Origin of the sequence: Polyangium sp. 15x6 (assembly GCF_029960785.1) — a bacterium.
GTDB lineage: Bacteria > Myxococcota_A > Polyangia > Polyangiales > Polyangiaceae > Polyangium.
The window spans coordinates 1-26,054 of sequence record NZ_JASBQE010000067.1 but is presented as its reverse complement, the minus strand read 5'-3'; the positions used below and the strand labels follow the sequence as shown (position 1 = coordinate 26,054).

Sequence of the window (26,054 nt, the reverse complement as noted above, 5' to 3'; positions counted from 1 at the left end):
GTGATCGCGGAGGCGCTTGTGGCTAGCGGAAGAGCGCGCGCATCAATGACATGATGACTTGAACGAGTGGCTCGATCACGGGCTCTGAGGCACGCCGCTCAGGCTCACCGTCAACGTCTCGGTCGGGCTGACGCGGAAGAACGCGTTCATCGATGCGTTGCCGCCCCCATCCACCGTCAGCGTCACGTCGTCGGGGGAGATGACCCGGCTGAGGTATCGTTTGTCGGAACCATCCGCGGCGATTGCGTCGGCCTCCAGCAGGAAGTCCACGCTGCCTGCCGGGATCGACACGGAGGACGATGTGAGGTCGAGAGGACCGGCGACCCGCGTGAGAAGCTTGATCGTGACATTCGAGATCTCCTCGCCGTCGACGAGGTACGGGCCCGGGGTCGAGAGCTGCAGGTCCTCGACGACCACGGCGGAAGCCCCGCTCGCGAAGCTCGGGATGCCGTAAACCATCTGCCCCGCGGCCTGCGCCGACGTGGACGACGGGGGCGACGTGAAGGATTGCACCTCCGTCAGCACCAGGGTCACGAGGACATCGGAGGTCACCGGGGTGTACGGGAAGACGCCATCCGAGCACGGGCCGAGCTCCTCCGCCTCGATCATGGTGCCGTTGGGCAGCTTGTCCGGGTACAGCACAGGGTCCTCCCCGCTCCCGGTATACCCGCCGCCCTGCGCGACGTCGATCAGGAAGGTGGTGAGGCACTGGTCCGTCGCCATGGACTCGAGCTCCTCGAGGACGCAGATCGTATAAAAGGCGGTCAGCTGCCCCTCGGACCACACGGGCTGCCCATTGCTATCCGTCCCGGTCTGGAGGTTGTAGGTCGGCGGGGTGCTCGTGTTCCACTGGCACTCATACTGGATGAAGCCCGAGGGAGGGGGAGGTGGGGGCGCGGACGGGCTGCACTTGACGCAATCGCAGTCGTTCTTCGCTTCATCGATCGCATCACAATTGGTCAGGCCATCTGCCTCGCACTGCTGCCTGCACCACCAGACGGGGTTCTTTGTAGGCAACTCGGGGGCGCAGACGGTCGTGATCAGGTTGTCTCCGGCAAAGCACAGGAGGCTGTTGCCCCCCGCGTCCGGGTCATTGCATGTGCCACCCATCGCTGGGTTGTACGTACAGGTATACACCGGACCACAAGAGCAGCCGGAGAGGCCGAACGCGAGCGCCAAGGCGAGCGGCGCGAGCCCGAAGCGGAAAAGGAGATTCGCCAGCATGGACCGTTCCTATGTGAGTTTTGGGGCCCGTCCGCGAGGAGGACGGCGACGAGGAGCAGGCCGTTCCAGGAGCCCACGCGTACGGCTCTGGTGTTCCGGAGGGAAAGAATCCCCCGGCAACTCCGCCGGGTATAGCAGACGCCGTGCCATACCTGCCGTCGGGCCGCGGCAGCGAAGAAGCCCTCCCTCTCCACACCGGAGAGCGACCACCGAGCCAGTTTCTCGGAATTTTACACGGTGTCGGTGCGGCGTGTCGACGCCGGCGGGGGCGCAGTAACGCCGTCGTTACACCTCGGTGTCACGTCCGCGCACCATTGTATCGTCCGCGTTACGAGCCGAAGGCCACACCCCAGTAGAAGGCGTCGACGGTGCCGGTGTCGAGGGTGAAGGTGAAGGTCATTCCGCAGCGACGCAATTTGGATTCACGCCCTCCTGCCCCCTCCACGAGGAGCCGAGGATCCCGCTTGGTTCTGCTCCAGGTCGTCGGGGGTGAAGAGACGCACCGCCACGTAGGGTTCTCGGTGGTCGCAGCTCTTCACGAAGGACTCTCGATGATCTCCCACGCGTGACTTCCATCCTTGTAGCAGATGTGTCGAACCTTGTACTGCGAGTCGAGGATGCAAACGCTACCGCATGGGAGCTCTAGAATCGAGTCCGCGCAGGATGGTGCTTTCAGTGCCAGCTGAGACTCCTGCGTATTCTCCACACCATCATCGTCGAGGGAATCGTCGCCGACGACGCAACCAATTGCGAGGAAACTGATCAATCCCAAAGCGAGTGCTGCGCGCATGGATGTCCCTTTCGCTCCGCCATCATCAGAAGACGACCCATTCTAGGAGGACTGTGAGGCAGATCCAAATTTCGTTCGAGCATCGTCCCTTGGTCACTCCTTCGATGCCTGTGGCCTCGATCCGACGGCGGAGCGCGCGAGTTCGTGATGCCGCCGCCCGTGCAGCGCCAGGGAGGCGTGCGGCTTCCGAGGCCTCGACCAACGCCCCTGCTACCAGGTTGAACCGCGAGCCGATCTGGGATACGTTGGCCATGAGTGTTCGTGATCCCGGGAGTGACCTCGGTCTGCCGGTGCTGGCAGCGGCAAGGACCGAGGTTCACGCACAAGGCGCTCGTCCAAGGGCATAAGGAGGTCATCAGGAAGGACGGAGCGGTTCAAGGAGGTCAAGGTTGGAGGACGCAGCACGAGGGTCGCACAGGGCATGCTGCAATGAAATGCACGCGTTCTGCGCGGCTCGCGAAGGCTGTACGCACCGCCATGCAAGTAGGGGCTCAGACGGGTCCCGAAAGACCGAAGGACGAACGAAGGTAGAGCGTGCCCGCATCGTCATGGTGCTGCGGCGACAAACCGCAGCCGCAAGGTAGCCCTTGTGTCGTTGGGGTCGTAAAGCTCCGTCGGGTACTTCTGTTACCCTACCGCGGGCCTCGGCCCGGTGAGCGATGAAAGCCTCGTCCGGTGTGGCGGTCCAAGTGACCATGTCGCACCGGAGACGAACATGAACGCGCGAGGGTTGCACCACGCGGGCCCGTCATCGAACGAAACGTTCACTTCTCTCATCACGCTGGCCTGGCGGGGCTCCTCGCAGACAACACCTCCTTCTGCTGGCAGGCGAGCGACAGCCGGTCCGGCTCCGGCCGGACGAATGGTCGCGCGTGCGGGAGTGAAGCCCTACGGTCCGCCGAGCGGTGACGCGCGGTGGATTCGTGAGTTCTGCCGTGACCCCGACCGGCGGGTAACCGCCGCCCCCTGGGCCACGGGGAGCGCCTAGTAACCAGGGCGCGGCACATCGATCCGGTCGACGCCCGCGGCGTGTTTCCCGCGGGAGCGCCGTCACCGGGCGGATCCAGAGACGGCGGCAGGCGAAAACCGTGAGGCCTCCCGAGGATCCGCTCGAAATGGCGGCGCGCCACAGCGGGTGGAGCGTCGATTGGTGCCGCACTCCCGGACGAAAGTCCCCAAGGCCCCCGGGAAGCCGCGCCGGTGACGGCGCGGCGGCGCCAAGCGCGCCAGGAGCCTTCACGAACACTCGCATTGTTTCCTCCTCCCGGCGCCGCGGCGCGGGTGGATCCATCCGACGAGAGGCTCGACATGGTACAGGCAACATTTACCCGCCAGAAACGCGAGCTGGCCAAGGCGGCCAGCTGGATCGAGCGGCTCCGCGCCCACGAGATCCGCAAGGTCTCCTTCGACGCGGAGGGCAAAAAGCTCACCGAGACCCGGGAGACCTACGTCGACTATCCGCCCGAGGAGGTCGCCCGTCAGGTGCTCGGGATCGTGGTGGAGGTCGTGCGCCAGCACGGCGCACGGCAACGCGCCAATGGCAAGAACACCGGGCGCTTCACGTGGAGGGGGATCGAGGCCGATTTGACGGTGCCGCAGCTACGGGCGCTCAAGGAGGCTCACGCCACGCTCGCCATGCTGGTCCAGAAGCTCCCGCGGCGAAACCCGAAGGTCGTGCACAACACGACCGTCGACGGTCGGCCTGCATTCGCGGGCAAAATGGAGGAGACCTTCGAGGAACGCGTGCGTTACAAGCCCTACGAGGAGGACGCTACCACGCGGGTGCGCACCTACGAGGAGCGTTATCGCGAGAAGGTCGGCGCATCCCAGCAGGTCGAGATCGATTATGGACTGGAGGTCCGACGCATCCAGAAGCTCGAGGAGATGGTCACGGATCTCGGCACGGCCATTCAGGTGGCCATCGACGAAGCCAACGGGCGCGGTCACGAGGACGATCCCGTTCTCTCGCGGGTCATCGACTCCATCAGCAAAGTATTCGACGACGTGCTGCCGCCGAGGGCTCCTTCCTCCGAGGGAGGAGCGGGCGCGGGGCCGAGCGGGCTCTGAGCGTGATCGAGCCGATCGGCCTCGGGTTCGCGGGGGATGGCCGGCTCGTCCACCTGACGGCGCTGTCGGCGCGTGACCTGCTCTTTCGGCTCAGGCAGGCCAATGGCTTGACACGGCACGAACTGTCGCTCTTCGAATTGCGCGACGCCACGGAGCCCGAGCTGCGTCCGGGGAGCGAGCTGCCGGACGATCTTCAAAACCCTGCAATCGCCACGCGGATCCGACTGGTGAGGCGCCTGCGCTGGAACCGGACGCTCGCGCCGCTGAAGCGACCCGATCATTCCCCGAACGAGCCGCACGGCCTGCGTTTTCCTGCGCTGCCGTTCATCTCCTTGCGAGAGCTCCGGCGGGTCGAGGGGGTCGTGGCGGCGCGCGTGCTCGATGGGATGTGGAAGCTGTCGAGCGACGAGGGCCGCATTTCGCGAGGATCGGTGCCAGGTCGAGGGCGCCACAATCGCAACCGCTGCGATTACGTGCCGCTCTTCGGGGCGATCTTCGTGGTCGAACGGCTGCGCTTTGCGTCCGTGTGTGATGCCGGGATCTCGGATGTGCTGGTGGAGCGCGCGGATCGATCCTTCCGACTTTTGCGGTTCGAGGGGGTGGCGGCCGCGCGTGACGGCCGGGGGCTCGTGCTGCGACTCCGGGACAGAATGCGCCTCGACCGCGCGTGGACGGCGCCCATGGCTGATCGGTCCGAGGAAGCGGTGCTGCGCTGGTACAAGGTGCGGGCCGTGGTGCCGCAGGAAGGATTCACGTTCGTGGAGGGCCCCTCGCTGCTCGGATGAACGGGTGGTGAGGGGCAAGCAAAGCCTACGTTACGGCACGTAACACGTTGTGCCCGCGCGCTTGCGCGAGCGTGGGCAAATAGTTCTTGACAGTGTTCGTCCTTTCTTGTTGTCGTTGCAACAACCCGCAGGTCGAACGAATCGGGGGCGGGGGCGTCGGTCGACAGTCGATCAGGGGCGCGGCCCCATGGCGGGGCGAGGGGATAGGTTCCCGGAGCGGGAGACGTCTCGCCATGGGGATGGTTTGTCCAATTCCGAGGGAGAACATTGCAATGCAGGAAGGTTCGATCGGTCAATCCTTGCACCGTGAGTCCGCCGAGGATCTGTCCACCCAGGCGGGCAACCAGACGAGTCATCGAATCTGGTCTTTCACGCAACGGGGACTCGTTTATCCATCTCCTTACGCGGTCTTCGCGACTTTTTTCCGCAATCCCCCTGGCGTCGGCGCGCCGGTCTCGATCCAGACCCTCCGCCGCCTGCTCGTGGACATGCGCGAAGAAATCCACATCTCCTGGGGCAACTCCCACACGACCGCCGTCATGGGCGTCGGCTTCGAGCTCTGGCGGGAGATGTGCGCAGCGGAAGGCAAGGCGCCGCCCGCGGGCATGAAGCTCGTCTTTCCCGCGCAGGAAGAGGACGGCTCCACGTCCGAGAGCCGCTCGGCCCTCTTCACGCGCCGCGGGAGTAGCTTCGTCGACTCGGAGGCGGATCTCTGGTTTCACATCAAGAGCGACGTGAGCGAGAATTGCACCAAGGTCTTCGAGTACCTGAAGCGTCGCCTCGAGGAGATCGATCGCTGCGTGGATCCCACGCGCACCGTCCACCAGAGTGCCGCCACGAAATCGAACAGCCCCGACAAGATGGGGGGCAAGGTCATCGGGTGCCGCTTCTCCGAGAACCTGAACAACCCCACGGATCCCGTGAGCATTCAGGAGAATACCATCGTCGGCTTCGAGGATCCCGACCATATCGGCGCCTCGTACGTGCTCGCCCAGCGCTTCTACCTCAACTGGGACCAGCTCCTCGACATGAGCCCCCAGCACATCGAAGATCTCGTCGGGCGAACGACGGAGGACGCGCTCGTCCCGTCGCGTGACGATCACAGCCACATCAAGTGCGCGCGGGCGCAGAACCAGCATGGCAACACGATGCAGGTGCTCCGCCTCGGGCTGCCCTTCGGCCAATCGGCGGCCGTGAACAGCGAGAATCTCCGCGCGAAGGGCGCGAGCGTGCGCGACGAGGCCGGCATCTATTTCGCGGGTTACGCGAAGAACGTGGGCGTGCTCGAGACCATCATGAACCAGCAGATCGGCGCCCGCGAGGGCTTCATGGCCGATCGGCTCCTCGCTCATGCGCGCTCCGATCTCGGGGGGTTTTATTATATCCCGAGCCTCACGGATCTGGGCCTCGCGCCGACGAACCTCTCCCCGCTGGAGACGACCAACTGGAAGCGCTTCCCCGGCGTCGATTGGAGCCGGCTCGATCGGCATTTCCGCGAGGCGTCCGAGAACGGGTACATGCATTACAACCACAAGGAGTACCTCTTCCGGATGGCGACCATGAGCGGGAAGGATCGTGAGCGGTATCTGCCGCCCTCGAACCGCGTCCTCAAGCTCCTGGCGAACGCCTTCTCGCGCTGGCAGGACGGGTGGTATTTCGATCGCGCGCAGCAGGAGCTCGGGCATCTCTCCGCCTACATCGAGAAAAAACATGGCCGCGCGGAGGCCGACAGGGTGATGGCCTTGCCCGTCGCGGAGCGCATGGCCTGGGCCTTCAAGGTCGCGCTCGGAGACGTGTTCACGAGCCACGAATACGGATTCCGCGGGCGGCGGAGGGACGAACATGGGGACTGGATCAACGGCGCCGACACCTACCGCATCCAGCCCGCGGAGCTGATCGTCGGCGCATTGCCGAACCTCGGGCTCGGGCAGGGCAAATACCTCATCGATTACGCGCGGGACGACGAGCGTACCCAGAACTTCTTCGCCGGGCTCGGGTATGCTTCCGGGGTCGGGCATGTCGTCCCGGCCTTCGGGAAGGCGCTCGAGAAGGGGATCGGCAATCTCCAGAAGGAGCTCGCAAGCCTGCGCGACGCGGCGACGGACGCGAGCAAGCGCTCGTTCTACAATGCCTCCATCCTCGCCCTGGAGGGCGTCGCGGAGTATAGCCTCGCCTACGCGCGGCTCGCCGCGGAAATGGCCGCCCAGCTCGGCGCCGGGCAGAGCGCCGAGCGAAAGAACCTCTTGGTGATCGAGCAGCGCATGAAGAAGCTCGCGGTGGCGGCTCCGGAGACGTTCCTGGAGGCCGCGCAGCTCGTCTTCACGCTGCATGCGTGCATGCACCTGACGGGCGAGCCGACCGCGATCGGCAGGCTCGATCAGCTCCTCGCGCCTTTCTATGCGCGTGACGTCGCCGCGGGGCGCCTCACGGACGAACAGGCCCAGGAGATCATCGATTGCTTCTGGATCAAGATCGGCGAAAAGGTACAGATCAACCGCCAGTTCGTCGAGGATCACCAGGTCTACGGAAACCTGGCCATGGGCGGCTCCGCGGGCAATTACCCGAAGGGCTCGTCGAACAACCAGTGGATCCAGCAGGTCACGGTCGGGGGTACGGTCGCCGATGACGCGCCGGGGGAGGGGACGGGTGCGTACAACGCGGTCACGCTCCTCTGCATTCGCGCCGCGCGCAGGCTGCCCCTCAATGCACCGTGTCTATCCCTGCGCGTACGCAAGGACATCCCCGACGAGATCCTGCACGAGGCCTCTCTCGCCATCCTGAGCGGTGGGGCCCACCCGATCCTGCTCTCGGACGAGAAGATCATCCCGGGGCTCGCGCAGTGCGGGAATCGGATCGGGGAGGGCGACCCTGAAAAACCCACCGCTGCCACGCCCGTGCGCGAGAAGTCGAGCGGCCTCTTCGACAGCAAGGTCGAGCTCAGCCATGCGCGTGATTACGCGTGCGACGGCTGCTACGAGCCGCAGCTCTCGGGGCGGAGCTGGTTCACCCTCGGCGGGTTGACCCTGCCGCAGGTGCTCGAGATGGCCCTGAACCAGGGCATGACGTGGGCCTCGGCCGGGCCGGTCTGGTTCCGCGGGCAGCGGCAATCGTTCACGTCGAAGGCCGTGAAGGGGATCCGATCCTTCGAGGAGCTGTGTGAGCTGTTCTTCGAGCACATGCGCTTCTCGTATGCCAAGCAAGTCGACGGCACCATCGGTGTCTACGGGCAGCTCAGCGCTTATTGCCCCTCGCCCTTGCTTTCGGTCTTCGTCGAAGGGTGCGTCGAAAAGGGCCTCGATTTCTACGCAGGCGGTCCGCGCTACAACATGATCGCGCCCTGCCTGACCGGGCTCTCCACGACGATCGACTCCTTGTGGGCCATCCGCGCGATGGTCTTCGATTCGAACACCGCGGTCACGTCCCTGCCGGAGCTCGTCGAGGCGCTTCTCTGCGATTGGGGCGAGAGCATGGTCGAGCCCTTCGTCGGGACGCTGGCTGGCCCCGCGCGTATCGAAGCGCGCGCCGAGCGATTCAAGCGGCTGCGCGAGGTCGCGATGGCGATGCCCAAGTACGGCCGAGGGAGCGCCGCCATCGATGCGTTCGGGAATGCATTCGTCCAGCGCGTCGCGGAGACCATCGTCTCGATCTTCACGAATCCAGCCGAGCCCACGGCGCAAAAGATGGTGGACCTCGCGAAGCGGATGGGGACACCCCAGCACCCCTTTGGCGGGTTCCAGATCACGCCCGGCGTGGGGACCTTCGAGAATTACCTCGATTGGGGAGCCATGACCGGCGCCTCGGCGGACGGCCGTCATCGAGGCGATCCGCTCGCCTCCGATCTGAGCCCTTCGCCGAGCTACGCCGATGCCCCCGTCGATCCGCGAGCGCAGCCTTTCTCCAAGGTCCTCGCGGGGTTCTCGGGTTCCGGCGCCGAGGCGATGTGGGACGGAGCGCCCACGGACTTCAACATCCCCGAGAACTTCCCCGGCGAGGCGCTCCAGCGCGTCCTTCGTGCCTTCGCCGACGGCCAGGGCTCCAATATCATGACGATCACGTGCGCCGATGCGGAGACATTCGCAGGCGCCCGGAAGGACCCCGAGAAGTACGACCTCCTGCGCGTGCGCATGGGGGGCTGGTCGGAGTTCTTCGTGGCCATGTTCCCGGCGCATCAGGAGCAGCACCAGAGGCGCCCCGTCAATACGCCTGATCGCAAGGGTTGAGACGCGAGGGACCCGAGGCGCACCGGCACTCCGGTGCGCCTCGCCCACGTGAGCTTGAATGGTCGTCGGGTTACCACAGTCATTCGCCATGAACCCGAATCATCTGTGAGCACAAAAGGGACCGCGTAGCACAAAAATCATTTACAAAGGATGATGGTTGTGTGTACCCTTCGGGATTAACCATACGTCCGATCCAGCGTCGAGTCTTGTCACGCCCACCTTTGCATGGCCGCACCGAGGCGGCCGACGCACGGGAGGCAGGCGTCTGGGCGGAGGGGACGAGTCCATGCGCAAGAAACAACTGGAAGCGATTCTGGCCGACAAGCAGCTCATCCGGGAAATCTCGCGGTACACGGCATCGTTTCAAGGCCGCAAGCGGAAAACCTGGGGAGCAGGCCTCGAGTCCGTCGGCATCGTTCCCGAGAGCGCGGCCGAGGCTACGCCGTTCTTCGCCAAAAACCCTGTGGCGGAGAAGATCGTCCTCCGCAAAGGCCGCCCCGCCCTTTTCATCCAGAATGGCACCTTTCAGGTACCGGAGACCGATACGTGGAGGGCCCGATTGCTCCCGCACAGGAGGGTCCTCGAGAGCGCCATCGCGTCGGTCGGTCGCATCGAGCTACGCAATCACCCGCAAGCTCCCTGGGTCGGCACGGGGTGGGTGATCGCGAAGAACGTGATCGTGACCAACAGGCACGTCGCCCAGGAGTTCGGCAGGAAGGATGCCGAGAAGAAGTTCGTTTTCAAGCAATTCATGGGCACGCCGATGGAGGCGCGCGTCGATTTCAAAGAAGAGTATCAGCGGGCTGCCACGCTGGAGCTCGGGATCAGCAAGGTCCTGTACATTGCCGAGGACGGCGATGACACGCCGGATGTCGCGTTCCTCCTCCTGGAGGAGCGCCCGGGGCTCGCCGTTCCGCCGCCGATCCCCCTCGCAAAGGCTCCGCCGCGCGTCGACCAGCTCGTCGCCGTCATCGGCTATCCGGCGCTGGATTATTACGAAGATCGAAGCGCGATGGAGGAGCTCTTCCTCGGTATTTACGACGTCAAGCGCCTCTCGCCGGGCACGGTCAGCGCCCTGAGCTCCGACGGCAAGGTCTTCGCCCACACCTGCACGACCCTCGCAGGGAACTCCGGCTCGCCGGCCGTCGACATCGAGACGGGCGCGGTCGTGGGGATCCATTTCGGCGGGAGGTCGGAGGTCGCGAATTACGCGGTCTCTGCCCCCGTGCTGGAGGAGCTCCTTCGCACGCTGGACCGCGCGCCGGCCGAAATCGCGGCGCCGTCGATGTCGCTGGCCGACCTCGAGGGGCGCGCGAAGGACCGGAACAAGACCGATTACAGTGATCGTGTGGGGTACGTCGAGGACTTCCTCGGCAAGGGTCACGAGGTTCCTCTTCCCACGGTCGCCCAGGTGCTCGAGCCACACATCGCCGTCATCGACGGCACAGACGACTTCGTGCTCCGCTACACGAACTTCTCCGTCGTCATGAACAAGACGCGGCGCATGCCGTTTTTCACGGCGGTGAACATCGACGGCGGTTCACGACTCGCGCTGCCCCGGTCCCGCGACAAGTGGAGCTATGATCCTCGCCTTCCGGCCGAGTGGCAGACGGGGCCGAGCGTGTACGCGAACAACGATCTCGACCGGGGGCACATGGTGCGCCGCCTCGACCCTGTCTGGGGAGCCGATGCCAAGAAGGCGAACGACGATACCTTCCATTTCACGAACGCCTGCCCGCAGCACAAGGACCTCAACCAGAAGGTCTGGAACGATCTCGAAGACTACGTGCTGGACAACGCGGGGGCGCACGAGCTCAGGGTCTGCGTATTCACCGGGCCGGTCCTCGACGCGGAAGACCCGGAGTACCGATCGGTCCAGTTGCCGCGTCAGTTCTGGAAGGTCGTCGCCATGGTGCGGGACGACGAGACGAAGGAGCTCTCCGTCACGGCCTACATGCTGAGCCAGGCGAGCATGATCACGGACCTGGAGTTCGCCTATGGGCAATTCCGCACCTATCAGGTGAGCGTCGAGGAGATCGAACAGCTCACGGGGCTCGATTTCGGGAATCTCAAGAAACACGATCGCTTCGGGCAGGAAGAGAAGGCGGGGAGCAGGCGCCGTCTGGTCTCCGACCCCAGCGATATTCGGTTCTAGCTCGAGGGGCTGGCCCGGCGCTCCCCTGCGTCCGGGCCTTTTCTCAAACGTTGGAATCGCAGCGACGGCGCCGTGTCCCCTCGCGACGCGTCAGAACGAGTGAAGCACCTTGCCCTCGCGCTTCACCTGCACGAGGTGTTTCCCTTCGAACGCGTGGGCGCGGCTGGTCACGACCTCCGACGGGGTCTGCTTCACCGACTTGTCCTTCTCCTCCCGCACGAGATCGCCATAAAACGAGATCTCGTCCCCCTTGCCGAGCTGAATCGAGGCAGGGAGGTCGGGGAACGTGACCTCCGCGATGCGGATGCTCGTCTTCGAGCCCACCTTGCAATTGCGCCCGTAGACGGGGTTGTTGTTGAGGTCGTACGACTCGATGACGCCCGTCGAGCGGCAATCGTAGTTGAACGGCTCGGTCTTGCGCTGCTCGCCGCCGATCACGACCTTGTCGCCCTCGCGCTGGACGGAGGTGATCGTGTAGGGCCCGGTATAGAAGAGCTTGGGCGCCTTCGGCTCGCGATCGAGCGTCCCCATCTCGAGCCTGGGGACCTTCCATCCCTGGATCGTGAGCGCCGCCGCCGATTGCGGTTGCAGGCTCTGGAGCTTCTTCTCGACCTCGGCGTGACGCTCGGCCGCGACCGGCCAGCGCACCGGCGCGTCGCGGCCGGGCTCCCAGCCGCCGATATCGGGCAGCTTCGGCGTGCGGTGCGTGCCGTTCACCTCGGCGTACGCGCAGAAGACGTCACGATCGAACGTCTTGTCCTCGGACCAGGGCCGGCCGAAGCGCGAGAACTTCTCGACCTGATCCCCCACGGGCTTCACGTAATCGGCGAGCGCGTACTCGTGCCCCGTGTCGCGATGCACCTGGAAGAGGGCGGTGACGATCTCGTAAGGCAGTCCCACCCACGTCATCGGATGCGAGCCGGGGAGCTTCAGGCCCTTCTGCTCGGCCTCCTTCGCGACGTCGGACAGGAGCGCGCTCAGGCCCGAGGCCTGCTCGTAGTAGTTGCCCTGCTTGCGCAGCGCCTCGAACCGCGGGCGGTGTTTTCCTTCGATGGCGGCAAAGCCCTTGCGATAGTCCTCGTAGTCGGCGAAGCATTGCTTTTGCCAGGTGCGGTTGACGGCGCCCTGCGCCAGCGCGTTCGTGAGCTCGATGGTCGAGAGGTCGTTCGACCAGCCGGGGATCCACTCCGGATCGACGTTCCCCCGCTTGAAGAGCCCCGTCTGATCGACGCCGGCTTTCTGAAAGAACCCCATGCCGCTCGCGCGCGTCTGCGTGCAGCAGGTGTAGTCGATCGACTGGTAGAGCTTGAGGAGCTCCTCGTCGGTGGACTTCGGGCCGGCGGCTCCGGCCTCGCCGGAGGCCTCCGACGGCTCGCCGGACGAGACGGAGGGCAGGCCCCCCACCTTGATGAAGCCGCATCCGGCGACGAACGTGGCGAGCAGCGATGCAACGAGCGTACGTGTCATGGTCGATGGTCTTCCGGGTATGAAGGGGCGGGCGCAGCCGCATGCGTCTTCCGCTGCCCGAGGAGGCCCCGGCAGCAGGCGCTCGCCCTAGAGGACGGAGAACCAGCGCGCGTTTGCGTTTTTTGTTTGTCTGTGTGCGAAACTACGGGGGCTTTCCCCTTACGACGGCCCGTCGAGCATGCTCCTCGAGAGCTCGAGCTGGCTCTGGACGAGGACAAGGATGTTGTCCACTTCACGCCCACTGAGCCGTAGCCGCGCCATCAGCGCGTTCCGCACCCGTCCCATGAGGGTCGCGCGCGTCTTCGCGAGGCTGCGGCTCACGGCGGAGGGTGTGACTCGGTACAGCGCGGCGAGCGCCTCCAGGTGGGCGCCGTCGAGGTAGTACTGCTGGAGCAGCGTCCGCTCCCGCGCGGACAGCGCGCCCAGGGCGTCGCGCAGGGCGAGCTTGAGCTCGGCGAGCGAGGTGCGCTTCAGGTGCAATAGCTCCGGGTGGTCGGCGGGAACCTCGATGGCGTCGAGCAGCTCGTCCTCGACGGGGATCTCACGCGCGGCGCGCAGGGCGTCGATGCCGCCGCGCACCGCGACGGCACGGAGCCACCGGCGCAGCTCCCCGCGGCCGCCGTACTCGCGGATCTTCGGCCCGGTCGAAGGTTCTCCCACGAACAGCTTTTGCCGCAGCACCTGCAGGACGTCGTCCGCGTGGCTACCGGATCGATCGACGTGCTGGATCGCTGCAATGAGATCCGGGACGTAGGACCGCTCGAACGCCGCGAGCGCCGCGCGGTCGCCCCGCGCGCAAGCGCATGCGAGATAGAGATCGCCGAGGCGCAACGTGCCGAGCGCTCGTTCGAGTGTCTCCACGTTCGCCGCGGCAATCCGCTCCGAGAGCCAGCGCACGAAGGCTTCCGCGGGCACATCGATCTCCGGCCATGCGGCCCGCGCGGATGCGACGGCTCGTTCGAGGAGCCCCGAAAGCGCGTCGTGCTCCTCGCCTCGCGCCGCCCCTTGCTCACGGGCCTGCTGCTGCAGGAAGACCTCGGTGAGACGGCACGCCGGGGCGGTCACGCGCGGACTTTACCGGATTCACGCGACCCCTGTACAGTCACGCGTGCTTCGGGGCGCGCTTCCGCGGAAAACGACGTCGTCCACGGCAAACGGTATGGGATGAGCTGCCTGAGTGACACCACGGTCGCCGAGTTCGCGGAGGGTTTGCTCGAGACGCAGGCGGCCGAGCGTGTCGAGCGGCACGTCGCGGGTTGCGCCGCCTGCCGGAGGCTTTTGTCCGAGCTGGCCAAGCAGATCTCCGTGCTGGAACTCCCCGGCCGCGAGGCGGTCGCCACGGAGGGCGCGGCGACGCCGCGAATCAGGGCCACGGCGGCGGCCGCGCCTTCCGGGGAGCTCTCGCGGGGCGCGATCCTCGGGCGGTACATGATCCTGGAGACGGTGGGGGCGGGCGGAATGGGCGTGGTGTTCGCCGCCTACGACCCCGAGCTCGACCGGAAGGTCGCGCTCAAGATCCTGCGGCCCGAGATCCTGCAGCGGGCCCCGGGCGCCGAGCTCCGGCTCATGCGCGAGGCGCAGGCCATGGCGCGCATCTCCCACCCGAACGTGCTCGCCATCCACGACGTGGGCACGATCGGGGAGGGCCTGTTCTTCGCCATGGAGTACGTCGACGGCACCACGCTCGCCGGGTGGCTGTCGCAGGGGAAGCGCTCCTGGCGCGAGATCCTCGACCTCTTCGAACAGGCCGGCCGGGGGCTCTCGGCGGCGCACGCCGCGGGGCTGGTTCACCGCGATTTCAAGCCGGAGAACGTCCTCGTCGCCAGCGACGGGCGCGTCCGCGTCGCCGATTTTGGCCTCGCGCGCGCCCTCGCCGCGCCCCCGCTCCCCCCGGAGGACATACAGGAGACGCGAGGGGACGGCGAGAGCCTCGCATCGCTGACCCGCTCGGGCGCCGTCCTCGGCACGCCTGCCTACATGGCGCCGGAGCAATTCGAGGGCGTCTCCGTCGATGCGCAGGCCGACCAGTTCAGCTTCTGCCTCGCGCTCTTCGAGGCGCTCTACGGCGAACGGCCCTTCACCGTGAACACGCGCGAGGCGGTCCTGACCGAGGCGCCGGGCGGGAGGCTGCCGCGGCCGAAGGACGTGCCGGGCGTGCCCGCGCGCGTGCTGCGCGCGATCGAGCGAGGCCTTCGGCCCTCACCGGAGGAGCGCTTCCCGTCCATGGACGCGCTCCTCTCGGCGCTCACGCAAGACGAGCAGCGCACCTTCCGGAACCGCGTGCTCGGCGCGCTCGCCGTGGCGGCGCTCGGAGGGGTGGGGGTCTTCGGCGCGCTGCGCGCCGAGCCGAGCGTGCCGCTCTGCAGCGGGGCGCCGGAGAAGTTCGCCGGCGCCTGGGGGGAACCGCAGAAGCGCGCGATCCGCGAGCAGTTCCTCGCGACCGAGCTCTCGTACGCGCAGGATGCCTGGCGGGGCATCGAACAGGCGCTCGACGCCTACGGGCGAGGGTGGTCGACGATGCACACCGAGGCGTGCGAGGCGACGCGGCTGCGCGGCGATCAGTCCGATGAGGTGCTCTCGCTGCGGATGCTTTGCCTCGATCGGCGGCTCGAGGAGGTGCGCGCGCTCGTGGGCGTGCTCGAGACGAGCGGCAAGGACCAGGTGGCGAAGGCCCCCGAGGCCGCGAAGTCGCTCGGCGACGTCTCCGTTTGCGCGGACGTCGAGGGCCTCCGGTCTCCGGTACGCCTGCCCGAGCGGCAAGCAGCGGCCGACGAGGCCCGAGCGATTCGTGAGCAGATCGCCCGCGCCTCGGCGCTGTCCGCCGTTGGCCGATACCAGGAGGGCCTCTCCATCGCCGAGGCGACGGTCACGCGCGCCGAGGCCCTCACGCACGCGCCGACCGAGGCCGAGGCGCTCACGGCGCTCGCCGATCTGCAGATCGCCACCGGCGACCCCAAGGCCGCCGAGGCGTCGCTCCGGCGCGCGTTCTCCGCGGCCCAGGCGGGACGCCACGACCGCGCCGCGGCGGATGCGGCCATCCAGCTCGTCGACGTCGTGGGCGCGCAGCTACGCCGTTTCGACGATGGCCTTCACTGGGCCTGGCTCGCCGAGGCATTGCTCCGCAGGGGCAAAGAGGACGAGGGCCTCCTTGCCCAGCTCCACGAAAATCGGGGCGATGTCTATCTGACGCAGGCCGATCACGCCCGCGCCGGGGAGCAGTACACGCGCTCGCTCGAGCTCTGGCAGCGCGTGGTCGGGCCACAGCACCTGCGGGTGGCCACGGAGCTCTACAACCTGGGTCAGGTGGCGATGTGGCGGGGCGACATGGCGGAGGCCATGGAGCACACCCGCCGCTCGAGCGAGCAACTCGAGGCGATCCTCGGCCCCCATCACCCAAAGGTCGCGTTCGTCTTGGGCGGGCTCGCGACGGCGCATTTCAACGAGGGGCATCACGTCGAGGCGCTCGCGGTCTACAAGAGAGCCCTCGCGATCCAGCGAGCGGCGCTCGACCCTGGGCACGTCAACGTCGGGCGCATGCTGCTCGGCATGGGCCACGCGCTCTCGGCGCTGCACGAGAATGCCCAGGCGCTCGCCGCCTACCAGGAGGCGCTCTCGATCTTCGAAAAGGACAAGAGCGCGCTGCCGCTCTCCGCGGAGGTGCTCATCGGAATCGCGTGCGCGGAGGTCGACGCAGGCCGCCCGGAGAAGGCGCTCGCTGCGAGCGAGAAGGCGCTCTTGGCCTTCGAGCAGGTCTTCGGGCCCGAGCACGACCAGGTGGCCGCTGCCCTCAACACCATGGGCGATGTCCTCCTGGAGCTCGGGCGAACGGAGGAGGCCGGCGCGCGTTTCACCCGCGCGCAGAAGACATGGGAGAAGGTCAACGGCCCCGAGGATTTCCAGATCGGCATCGCGCTCACGGGGCGGGGCAAGGTCGAGCGGCGGATGGGACGCGCTGCGCAGGCAGTGCCCCTGCTCGAAGAGGCCGTGAAAAACCTCGAAACCTACGACGGTAACCCTGTCTTTCTCGCGCTCGCGCGCTTCGAGCTCGCGCAGGCGCTCTGGGACGGCGCAAAGGCGCGCGACCGCGCCAAGCAGCTCTCGACCCAGGCCGAGCAGGTGCTCGCGAGCATGGGTGAGGCGGAAGCAAAAGAACTCCTGCGTGTCCGGGCGTGGCTCGCGCGTGTGGCGGGTCGCTGAGCGACGGCGCATACGCCCCGTTTTCCCATGGCCGCTCCCTCGACCCTCCTTCGAGTCTCCTCGGCCGATGCACGCGTCGCCACTAGGCTCCGCGCCATGAATTCTTGCAAAAGCGTGCCCGACGTCGGGATCGATGCGATTGCCTTGAGTGTGCCTCGTGGCTACGTCGAGCTGTCCGAGCTCGCCGAAGCTCGTGGAGTCCCGCCGTCGAAGTATTCGAATGGGCTCGGGATGCGCCGGATGGCGATCGCCGCGCCGGACGAGGACCCCGTGACCCTGGCCGTGAACGCGGCGCGTCGCCTCTTCGAGCGCTCCGGCGCGAGCCCTGCGGAGATTGGCCTCTGCATCGTCGGCACCGAGACGGCGGTCGACCACTCGAAGCCGGTGACCGCGTTCGTCCACGGCCTGCTCGATCTGCCGAGCACATGCCGCATCTTCGAGGCCAAACACGCCTGCTTCGGCGGCACGGCGGGGCTCCTCTCCGCCGTCGATTGGATCGCCTCCGGCTCGGCGCGCGGCCGCGCGGCGCTCGTCGTCTGCACCGACATTGCACGATATCCCCTCCGTTCGGCAGGCGAGCCCACGCAGGGAGCGGGCGCCGTCGCTCTGCTCGTCCGGGAAAACCCGCGGCTGCTCTCGCTCGACGTGGGCCAGACCGGCACGTTCGCGCGCGACGTGCACGATTTCTGGCGCCCGCTCCACCACAAGGAGGCCCTCGTCGATGGGCATTACTCGGTGCAATGTTATCTCGACGCCCTGGAAGGCGCTTACGATGCGTGGCGCCGCCTCGACGGCGCCACGGACGAGCCGCTCGTGCGGACTTGTTATCACGTGCCTTATGGCAAGATGGCCCGCAAGGCCCACCGGCATCGCCGGATGCTGGATGGCCTGACCGAGGAGGCCGCCGACGCGTCGTTCGTGGCGGAAGTAGAGCCGTCGCTCGACCTGCCGTCCCGGATCGGCAATGTCTACACGGGCTCGCTTTACCTCGCGCTTGCCTCGTTGCTGAACACGCAAGCGAGGGAGCTCGCCGGTCAGCGTATTGGTCTCTTCAGTTATGGATCGGGCTGCTGCGCGGAGTTCTTCGCCGGCAGGACGAACCCGGAGGCTGCCGAGCTCGTGGCGCGACTGGAGATCGACGGTCCCCTGCGCGACTGCCATCGAATGACGGTCGCCGAATACGAGCGGCTCCGCGCCGAGGACGCCGTCGCCGACGGCCGACCGGCGCCGAAGCGCGCCCCCGGAGGAACGGCGAACGAAGGCGGACGGGCCGTCTATCTCGGGGTCGATTCGAACGAGCGGCGCGTGTACGCCTACGCGTGACCCGGATCCGAACGAGCCGGATTTATTTGCTCTGGGTGGCCCGCGATATCGAAGGATGTCGACCGATTTCCAAAGGGCGCTGCGACGACTCCGTGTACCATCGTCGGCATGAAGACCTTGGCATTGGTTCTGATCGCTGGCCTTGTCGCAATGGGGTGCGGTTCGAGCGGAGGAGATCCGAGCGGAGCCTCGAGCTCGAGCGCGGGCTCGGGCGGCAGCGCAGGCTCGGGCGGCGGGGACCCGGGCTCAGGCGGCAGCGCGGGCTCGGGCGGCAGCGCGGGCTCAGGCGGCGGCGCCTGCAACGTGACGCTCGTCGAGGGGCTCGACACATCGGTGCCAACCGAGGGGAACATGCGCCCCGCGCTGAACGTCCCCTTCGAGGATGAGCACTACCACCTGAAGCTCGCCCGCGTGACCGACGCCTCGCAGGTCACCGACCACGACATCCCGAGCTGGGTCCGCCACGAATACTCACGCCGGCCCGCCTTCAATGCCGACTCGACCCGCGCGCTCATGATCAGCTCGAACGGGTGGATACGCCTTTACGAGGTGAAGCCGGACGGCACCCTGGCTTTCCTGAAGACGCTCGCTCTGGGCGAGCCCCAGGAGCCAAACTGGCACCCGACGGATCCGAACAAGCTCTACTTCCTCGAATCGTACGGCCAGGGTCTCACGATCTCGACGTACGACATCACGAGCGACGAGAAGTCCACGACGAGAGATCTCGGGACACGCGTGAAGGCGCTCTTCCCAGGCGCGACCGGAATGTGGACGAAGCAGGAGGGTCGTCCCTCCGACGACGGCAAGATCTGGTGCCTCGAAGCCGGCCACACGGCGGCCAGCAATTTCGTGCCCGATGGGCTGTTCGCTTATGACTTCGACGCCGACAAGATCCTCGGGCACATGCCGGTGACGGAGGCGCCCGACCACATCTCGACGAGCCCGAAGGGGAACTACTGCGTGCCCTCCTGGGGGCTCCCGATGGGGACACGCGCCTACAAGACCGATTTTTCGAGCTACACGCAGCTCCACGACCGCAGCGAGCACAGCGATCTCGCGGTGACGAAGGGCGGCGACGAGGTGCTCGTCTACACCGCCTACGACGGGGAGAATGCGGGCAACGTGGTCATGGTCGAGCTCGCAGGCGGAGCAGCGACGCCGCTCGTTCCCCTCTACGGCGAGAACAACGCGGGCGCCGCCATGCACATCAGCGGAACCGCCAAGAACAAGCCCGGTTACGCCGTCATCGGGTTCTACGCCTGCTCCGAGGACTACGGCGCGAAAGCGTGCGACCCGTCCGCGCAGTGGTTCTACAATAAGGTGATCGCCGTCGAGCTCCAAGCGAACCCGAAAGTCTACAATCTCGCCCATACCCACTACGGCAACGCCGGCTACTTCACCTCGGCGCAGGCAGTCGCCAACCGAGACCTCACGAAGGTGCTATTCGCCTCGACCTGGGAGAGCACGATGGAGAACGACGTCGCGAGCTACCTGATCCAGGTGCCCGCCTGCGCCCTTCCATAGTCCCTGCGGTCGGCTCGAGGTTGGTCTCATCTGGGGCGCTTCGCTGGGGCGTTGCCCCAGGCCCCACCAGGGGCTATCCGCCCCTGGACCCGGACCAGCGCAAGCGCTGGACCCGGGGTCGATGAACTGCGCGATGCGCAGTTCATCGAACAGGCCAAGGCAAGACCGGCGAGCAACGCTGCCAATCAAGACAGCCACGCGGACCTGTGCAACCGCGTCGTGTCGTCGTAGCCATTCCCCTCGCGCATCCTCATCCTGCTCCGTCCACGAGGACGTGCGCCCCCCTGGGCGTGCTCTCGCTCATCGCGCACGAGGACGCGCGCGCCCCCGGGCGTCCTCACCCTCTCCAGGCACGAGCACGTGCACCTCCCCGGACGTCCTCATCCTCTCCGGGCACGAGCACGTGCGCCTCCCCGGACGTCCTCATCCTCTCCGGGCACGAGCACGTGCGCCTCCCCGGACGTCCTCAGCCTCTCCAGGCACGAGCACGTGCACCTCCCCGGGCGTCCTCAGCCTCTCCAGGCACGAGCACGTGCACCTCCCCGGGCGTCCTCAGCCTCTCCAGGCATGAGCACGTGCGCGCCCCCGGGCGTCCTCACCCTCTCCGGGCATGAGCACGTGCGCCTCCCCGGGCGTGCTCACGCGCATCGCGCGCGAGCACGAGCGCCCCACCGCGCCTGTTCACCCTCCAACGGGCCCGTTGGAAGAACTGCGCGGAGCGCAGTTCTTCCATCCCGAGTCCAGGGCTTGCCCTGGTCCGGGTCGAGGGGCGGACAGCCCCCGCGGGGTCCGGGGCAGCGCCCCGGCGCGGCGGCCTCCAGTGGGGAGGAGCTCAGCGGCTCTCTTTCGCGCGCGGCCTGCGTACGCGACCGCTCGGGCGGCGGCGAGCGAGCAGAAGTGCCGCGAGCAGCGCGGTGAGCCCTGTGCCGCCGGCGGTGGAGGATGTGGACTCGACGCGGCAGCCGCAGCTCCCGGACTCGCTGCTCCCGGGGGGCGCGCCGCCTGCGGACGACGTGCCGCCGCCCGTCATGGCGCCGCCCATGCCGCCTGCGCCGCCGTCGCCTGCGCCGCCGGACCCGACGAACGTGCCCGTGGACGACGAGTTCGTCGCGGAGGGCGCGGCCACGGCGCATTGACCGCCCTCGCAGGCCTCGCCCGGCGGGCACGTGACGCCATCGCAGAGGTCGACGCAGTTCCCCGCCTTGCAATGGGTGCCGGCCTCGCACGACACCCCGAGGCACGCGGTCTCGACGCATTGGCCGCTGTCCACGTGGCAGCTCTCGCCCGAGGGGCATATCCGGCAGGCGCACCCGGCGATGCAGACGCCGCTCACGCACACCTGGCCGTCTCCGCACGTGACGCCCGCGCACGGGTCCACGCAGTGATCACCGCTGCAGACCTGGCCCGCGGGACAGACCACGCCGGCGCAGGGAGCGCGGCACTCGCCGCTGTGGCACACCTCGCCCGCCGGGCACACCACGTTCGCGCAGGCCTCCTCGATGCACACGCTCCCTTTGCACACGAACGAAGGGAGGCAGGGAAACTCGCCCGACTCGCAGGACGCGACGCAGGTGCCATTGCTGCACACCGTATCCGGCGGGCACGTCGCGTCATCGTCGATCAGGCCATCGCAGTCGTTGTCGATGGCGTCACACGCCTCGCCCTGGATGCCGGGCTGAAGGACGGGCTTGCAGATGAGCGTTCCCTGCGCATCGCAGTCGGAGATGCCCTTGGCGCACGCGCCTTGCGCGTCGGGGACGTCGCAGGGCTGCCCGGCGCCGGGACAGGCGACACCGGTGAAGCGAAAGAGGAAGTCCTCGTAGTCGAGGTCGTTGCCGTTGACGCCCTCGGCGCCCGCCGCGTCCTTGAAGTCGAGATCCTCGAAGCCAAGGTAGATCGTGTTGGCGAGCATGTTCGATTTGTAGATGAGATCCGAGTACCAGGGTCCCGGGGTCGAGCACTGCGTGCACGTGACGTTGAACCGGTGCTCGGTGTAGTGATACTGCGTCGCGTTCCCGGTGCCGGTGCCGTTCGGGTTGGGGACGAGCACGAAGCCGATGTAGCCCCCCTTGTAGGCCGGGTGCTCCCGGATCGAGACGGCGGTCAGGTTGACCTGGTCGGGAGGCGGCAGGGCGCCCGAGAACGGGAACAGGATCTGGATGGCGCTCTCCGGCGCGGCCATGTTGAGGTTCGCGCCGAGGTCCACGGGGACGTACTTCGGCGGATTGTTGCTCGGGATGTTGTCGTCGACGTTGTACCAGCCGACGGCGAAATTGGCGCCGCCGCCCTTGGCGATGTACTTGCCGCTGAAGTCGCAGAGCGGCGAGAAAACCTGGGGCTCCACGGCGGCGCTCTGCACGACGTCGATCCCCTCGTTGATGTTGTCGTTGTTGGCCGATCCGTTGAGGTAGCCGCTGAGCGCTGCGCCCCCTCCCACGGGGATGACGGTGCCGTTCGGCTGCGTGACGACCGCGAACGCCGCCCCACTCGCGCAGAGGACCGAGGCGCCGATCAAAGAGGAGATGACGACGGGAAACCTGGGAGAGCTCGATCCGAGCATGGAGATCCTTTCCGGCGCGGCCACCGCAGCCAAGGCGAAGAATGTTTCACCATGCTACCACGGGAGCCGTCCCGGATGAACCTCATCCGACACCCGCTTCTCATCTGGGGCGTCTCGCTGGGGCGTTGCCCCAGGCCCCACCGGGGCTATCCGCCCCTGGACCCGGACCAGCGCAAGCGCTGGACCCAGGGTCGATGAACTGCGCGATGCGCAGTTCATCGAACAGGCCGAGGAATGAACCCTGCCAACCGAAACAGCGTCGCTGCCATTTCGACTGGCAACATCGTCCCTTCCAACGGGCCCGTTGGAAGAACTGCGCGAAGCGCAGTTCTTCCACCCTCGGTCCAGGCCGTGCCTGGTCCGGGTCGAGGGGCGGACAGCCCCCGCGGGGTCCGGGGCAGAGCCCCGGCGCGGCGGCCCCGAGAAGGAACTGCTCCGGATTGACGGGACGATGCGAATCTGATCGAATGCGCTGCGGAGGAACCTGCACGTGGCAGACGCAGATCGGCAGAAATGGGATGCGCGGTACGCGGCCGAGGGGGCGCCGGAGGAGCCCTCGGCCTGGCTCATGTCGCTCGACGGGCATTTGCCCCGGGAAGGGCGCGCGCTCGACGTCGGGGGTGGGGCGGGGCGAAATGCGGTTTGGCTGGCCAAGCGGGGACTTCGGGTGACGCTCGTGGACATCTCGCCCGTGGGACTTTCCGTTGCGGAGGAGCGCGGGCGGGAGGCGGGCGTCACGATCGAGACGCTCCGGCGCGATCTCGAAGAGGAGCCTTTGCCCGAGGGCCCGTGGGACGTGATCTTGCAAAGCCACTACCTCGAACGCCCGCTCTTTCGGCGATATCCGCGCCTGCTCGCGCCGAATGGGCTCCTCGTGGTGGAGCATCCGACGCGGTCGAACCTCTTGCGCCACGCCAGACCGGGGGCTGCGTTCTTGCTCGAGGACGGCGAGCTGCCTTCTCTCTGCGCGGGGCTCTCGATGGTCCGTTACGAGGAAGGGTGGACCGAGCAAGGGCGGCACGAGGCGAGGTGTTTGGCGCGACGAGTGGCGGACGGCGACGGCGGTGGGTGATCGCCGCCTGCTCGAGCGTGTCGCCATGGGGAATGCTTTTCCCGCACGGCTCCTGTACGATACGTCCTCGTCGGCGCGGCGCGTTCGAACCTTCCACGGGTCTCGGAGCGGCGGGCCGTCCAGTCTTGTTTGCTCATGTTTGAAAGGTGCTATCAAATGCGCGCACATCACGGACTCCTGGCATTTGCCTTCGTCGTTTTCATCGGCTCCGCGTGTGGGGATACACCATCGGATGGTCAAGGCGGCCACGGCGGCGCTGGCGGCCACGGCGGGCAGGGCGGCCAAGGCGGTCAAGGCGGTCAAGGCGGCGCCGGAGGCCAAGGCGGTCAAGGCGGGGCAGGCGGTCAAGGCGGCGCCGGGGGCCAAGGCGGTCAAGGCGGGGCAGGCGGTCAAGGCGGCGCGGGCGGGGCAGGCGGCGCGGGCGGGGCAGGCGGGGGTGGGGGCGCGCCTCAGGCGGCGGAGACCATTGATTTCGATGTCGTCAGGTTTTACAACACCGACTCGAGTTATTACGGCACCCCCTTCGCGCTCGCAGACTTCAACGGTGACGGGCTGGTCGACAGCGCGTTGGCGCTGCGCAGCGCCAACAAAGTCGCGGTGCTCCTCGCCGACGGCAAGGGCGGGTTCCTCCCCTCGACCGAGTTCACCGTCAATGGAGCGAACGACGTCGCCGCAGGCGACGTGAACGGCGATGGCAACCAGGACCTGGTCGTCACGCTGCTGAGCGCCAGCAGCGTGCGCGTCCTGCTCGGCAATGGCAACGGCACATTCCAGGCACCCATCTCGAGCCCCGGCGCCGATTACGTCTCGCCCGTCCTCGCGGACATGACGGGAGACGGCAACCTCGACCTCGTGGCCGCACACAACAGCACGCACATCGCCATCCTCGCGGGGGACGGCGCGGGCGCATTCACCCTCTCGAATGCGTTGAGCGGGGCGACCAACACCCGCCACATCAGGCTCGCGGACCTCGACAGCAACGGCAAGCTCGACATCATCGGCTACGACACGGAGTTCTCGTCGCCGATCGTCACCGTGCGCCTCGGGCAGGCCGGTGGATCGTTCGCGCCATTGACGAAATACACGCTCGCCGCGCTGGACGGCGTTCCGGTCGGCAGCGCGAGTGATCTCGCGGTGGGCGACCTCAATGCCGACGGCCACCCGGATCTCGCCGCTGTCGACACGAAGGGAATGACCCTCTTGATGGGCAGCGCGGGAGGCGCGCTCACCGCGACCAAGCGCGTCACGGCCGGCCGCGTGCCGAGCGGCGTCGTGATCGGCGACTGGGACGGCGATGGCAAGCAAGACCTCGCGGTCGTGAGTTCCGATGACTCGCTCTTCACCATCTTCCGGGGCGACGGGGCCGGGGGGCTCGCGCCGGGGGTGACCTATTTCAGTGGGGACCGAGGATCGCAGATCCGGTCGGGAGATCTCGACGGAGATGGCAAGGCGGATCTCATCATGTCGATGGCAAACCTCGTCGTCGCGCGGGGGCGCGGGGACGGGACGTTCCATGCCGCACCCGCGCTCCTCGGGGGCAAGGACGCCAAAGGCGCGGCGCTCGGAGATTGGAACGAGGACGGCAAACTCGACGTGGTCGTCGCTTATCGCAGCGGCAAATCGCTCGCGTTTTTCCCGGGAGAAGGGAGCGGAGCGTTCGGTACGCCCGTGGCCATGCAGGCCGGCGGCGCAGATCCGGAGCAGGTCGTCGCGGGAGACGTGAACGGCGACGGGCATCTCGATGTCGTGTTCGGCACGCGCTCAGCAGGAAAGGTAGGCGTGATCCTCGGCGACGGGGCGGGCGCGTTCGGCCCCGCGGCGCTCCACGATGGCGGGCGGAGGATCGCGCTCGCGGACATGAATGGAGACGGCGCCGTCGATATCGCCGCGACCACGTTCGACAAGGTGCGGGTGCTCCTCAACGACAAGGCCGGCGGGTTCTCGACGCCCGTCGTGTATCCCGCGGGGACGAACATCCTGGACCTGGCGGCCGTCGATTTGAGTGGAGATGGGATCCCCGATCTGGCAACCGCAAATTACGACAGCAAGGATATCCGGGTCCTGATCGGCGTCGGCGACGGCACGTTCGGGGCGCCGACGAGCAGCCCAGTGGATACCTCCGCATGGACCGTAGCGCCCGCCGATTTCACGGGCGACGGCATGCTCGACATGGTCTACGCGACCGTAGGCAGCGGGAGCGTCATCGGCGTGCTTCCCGGCCAGGGAGGCGGGACGTTCGGCGCGCCCCTCACCATGCCGGCGCCTTTCCCCCTGGAGACCGCACTCACGACGGCGGATTTCGATAGCGACACGCGGCCCGATATTTTTTACGCGCGCGGCGGAGGTGGAACGCTGGGCGTGCTCCGCGGCAAAGGCGACGGCACCTTCGATACGGCCATCATCTACCAGAGCGTCTTCACCGAGGCCCTCGCAATCGGAGACGTGAACGGAGACCAGCGGCCGGATGTCCTCGTCGTCTCCACCCCAGCGCAGCAGGACGGGAGCGTGAACGTCTTCATCAACATCTCGCACTGACGATCCTTCCGGGGCCGCCCTGGGGCCGCCGCGCCGGGGCTCTGCCCCGGACCCCGCGGGGGCTGTTCGCCCCTCGACCCGAACCAGCGCAAGCGCTGGACTCGGGGTGGAAGAACCGCGCGATGCGCGGTTCTT

Annotated in this window: 13 protein-coding genes; 9 read left to right on the top strand and 4 right to left on the bottom strand. The window is 67.2% G+C overall.

Translation table 11 applies throughout. The features are described 5' to 3' along the window. Positions 1-75: 75 nt before the first annotated feature. Entirely contained in the window at positions 76-1,224 is a 1,149-nt protein-coding gene (locus QHF83_RS35900; RefSeq protein ID WP_282422542.1) for a hypothetical protein, read from the bottom strand. Positions 1,225-3,322: 2,098 nt separating this feature from the next. Between QHF83_RS35900 and QHF83_RS35895 the strand changes: the two genes are divergently transcribed. From QHF83_RS35895 to QHF83_RS35880, 4 genes are all read left to right on the top strand, one after another. Next, positions 3,323-4,081 carry a hypothetical protein gene (locus tag QHF83_RS35895; protein WP_282422541.1) on the top strand — a complete coding sequence of 253 codons (759 nt, stop codon included), beginning with the start codon at positions 3,323-3,325 and terminating at the stop codon, positions 4,079-4,081. A gap of 2 nt (positions 4,082-4,083) precedes the next feature. Next, positions 4,084-4,866 carry a hypothetical protein gene (locus tag QHF83_RS35890; RefSeq protein ID WP_282422540.1) on the top strand — a complete coding sequence of 261 codons (783 nt, stop codon included), beginning with the start codon at positions 4,084-4,086 and terminating at the stop codon, positions 4,864-4,866. A 272-nt stretch (positions 4,867-5,138) separates the two neighbouring features. After that, the gene (locus QHF83_RS35885; protein ID WP_282422539.1) at positions 5,139-9,086 is read left to right on the top strand and encodes a Dyp-type peroxidase; all 3,948 of its coding nucleotides are present in this window, start codon (positions 5,139-5,141) and stop codon (positions 9,084-9,086) included. Between the two features lie 286 nt (positions 9,087-9,372). Next, entirely contained in the window at positions 9,373-11,241 is a 1,869-nt protein-coding gene (locus QHF83_RS35880) for a DNA/RNA non-specific endonuclease (RefSeq protein ID WP_282422538.1), read from the top strand. Between the two features lie 90 nt (positions 11,242-11,331). Here QHF83_RS35880 and QHF83_RS35875 read toward each other — a convergent pair whose 3' ends face one another. Then, positions 11,332-12,708, bottom strand: a complete 1,377-nt coding sequence (locus tag QHF83_RS35875) for a hypothetical protein (protein WP_282422537.1) — start codon at positions 12,706-12,708, stop codon at positions 11,332-11,334. Between the two features lie 159 nt (positions 12,709-12,867). After that, positions 12,868-13,773: a sigma-70 family RNA polymerase sigma factor gene (locus QHF83_RS35870; RefSeq protein ID WP_282422536.1), complete on the bottom strand. Its 906-nt coding sequence runs from the start codon at positions 13,771-13,773 to the stop codon at positions 12,868-12,870. A gap of 99 nt (positions 13,774-13,872) precedes the next feature. Between QHF83_RS35870 and QHF83_RS35865 the strand changes: the two genes are divergently transcribed. The 3 genes from QHF83_RS35865 to QHF83_RS35855 all read left to right on the top strand — a co-directional run bounded on the left by QHF83_RS35865 (position 13,873) and on the right by QHF83_RS35855 (position 19,752). Beyond that, positions 13,873-16,905 carry a serine/threonine-protein kinase gene (locus QHF83_RS35865; protein ID WP_282422535.1) on the top strand — a complete coding sequence of 1,011 codons (3,033 nt, stop codon included), beginning with the start codon at positions 13,873-13,875 and terminating at the stop codon, positions 16,903-16,905. A gap of 96 nt (positions 16,906-17,001) precedes the next feature. Continuing rightward, positions 17,002-18,228 carry a hydroxymethylglutaryl-CoA synthase gene (locus tag QHF83_RS35860; RefSeq protein ID WP_282422534.1) on the top strand — a complete coding sequence of 409 codons (1,227 nt, stop codon included), beginning with the start codon at positions 17,002-17,004 and terminating at the stop codon, positions 18,226-18,228. Positions 18,229-18,336: 108 nt separating this feature from the next. After that, positions 18,337-19,752: a hypothetical protein gene (locus QHF83_RS35855; RefSeq protein WP_282422533.1), complete on the top strand. Its 1,416-nt coding sequence runs from the start codon at positions 18,337-18,339 to the stop codon at positions 19,750-19,752. Positions 19,753-20,584: 832 nt separating this feature from the next. Here the strand turns inward: QHF83_RS35855 and QHF83_RS35850 are convergent. Further along, entirely contained in the window at positions 20,585-22,312 is a 1,728-nt protein-coding gene (locus tag QHF83_RS35850; RefSeq protein ID WP_282422532.1) for an MYXO-CTERM sorting domain-containing protein, read from the bottom strand. A 490-nt stretch (positions 22,313-22,802) separates the two neighbouring features. Between QHF83_RS35850 and QHF83_RS35845 the strand changes: the two genes are divergently transcribed. Together QHF83_RS35845 and QHF83_RS35840 are read left to right on the top strand one after the other, a co-directional pair. Then, complete coding sequence (locus QHF83_RS35845) at positions 22,803-23,384, top strand: class I SAM-dependent methyltransferase (protein ID WP_282422531.1); 582 nt, start codon at positions 22,803-22,805, stop codon at positions 23,382-23,384. A gap of 156 nt (positions 23,385-23,540) precedes the next feature. Then, positions 23,541-25,919 (top strand): VCBS repeat-containing protein, encoded by a 2,379-nt coding sequence (locus tag QHF83_RS35840; RefSeq protein WP_282422530.1) that lies wholly within the window; start codon positions 23,541-23,543, stop codon positions 25,917-25,919. Positions 25,920-26,054 lie beyond the last annotated feature (135 nt).

Bases quoted from the DNA above. Each gene is read 5' to 3' on its own strand.
- QHF83_RS35855 (WP_282422533.1), top strand. From the start codon at position 18,337: ATGAAGACCTTGGCATTGGTTCTGATCGCTGGCCTTGTCGCAATGGGG.
- QHF83_RS35865 (WP_282422535.1), top strand. From the start codon at position 13,873: ATGAGCTGCCTGAGTGACACCACGGTCGCCGAGTTCGCGGAGGGTTTG.
- QHF83_RS35900 (WP_282422542.1), bottom strand. From the start codon at position 1,224: ATGCTGGCGAATCTCCTTTTCCGCTTCGGGCTCGCGCCGCTCGCCTTG.
- QHF83_RS35880 (WP_282422538.1), top strand. From the start codon at position 9,373: ATGCGCAAGAAACAACTGGAAGCGATTCTGGCCGACAAGCAGCTCATC.
- QHF83_RS35840 (WP_282422530.1), top strand. From the start codon at position 23,541: ATGCGCGCACATCACGGACTCCTGGCATTTGCCTTCGTCGTTTTCATC.
- QHF83_RS35860 (WP_282422534.1), top strand. From the start codon at position 17,002: ATGAATTCTTGCAAAAGCGTGCCCGACGTCGGGATCGATGCGATTGCC.
- QHF83_RS35895 (WP_282422541.1), top strand. From the start codon at position 3,323: ATGGTACAGGCAACATTTACCCGCCAGAAACGCGAGCTGGCCAAGGCG.
- QHF83_RS35885 (WP_282422539.1), top strand. From the start codon at position 5,139: ATGCAGGAAGGTTCGATCGGTCAATCCTTGCACCGTGAGTCCGCCGAG.
- QHF83_RS35875 (WP_282422537.1), bottom strand. From the start codon at position 12,708: ATGACACGTACGCTCGTTGCATCGCTGCTCGCCACGTTCGTCGCCGGA.
- QHF83_RS35850 (WP_282422532.1), bottom strand. From the start codon at position 22,312: ATGCTCGGATCGAGCTCTCCCAGGTTTCCCGTCGTCATCTCCTCTTTG.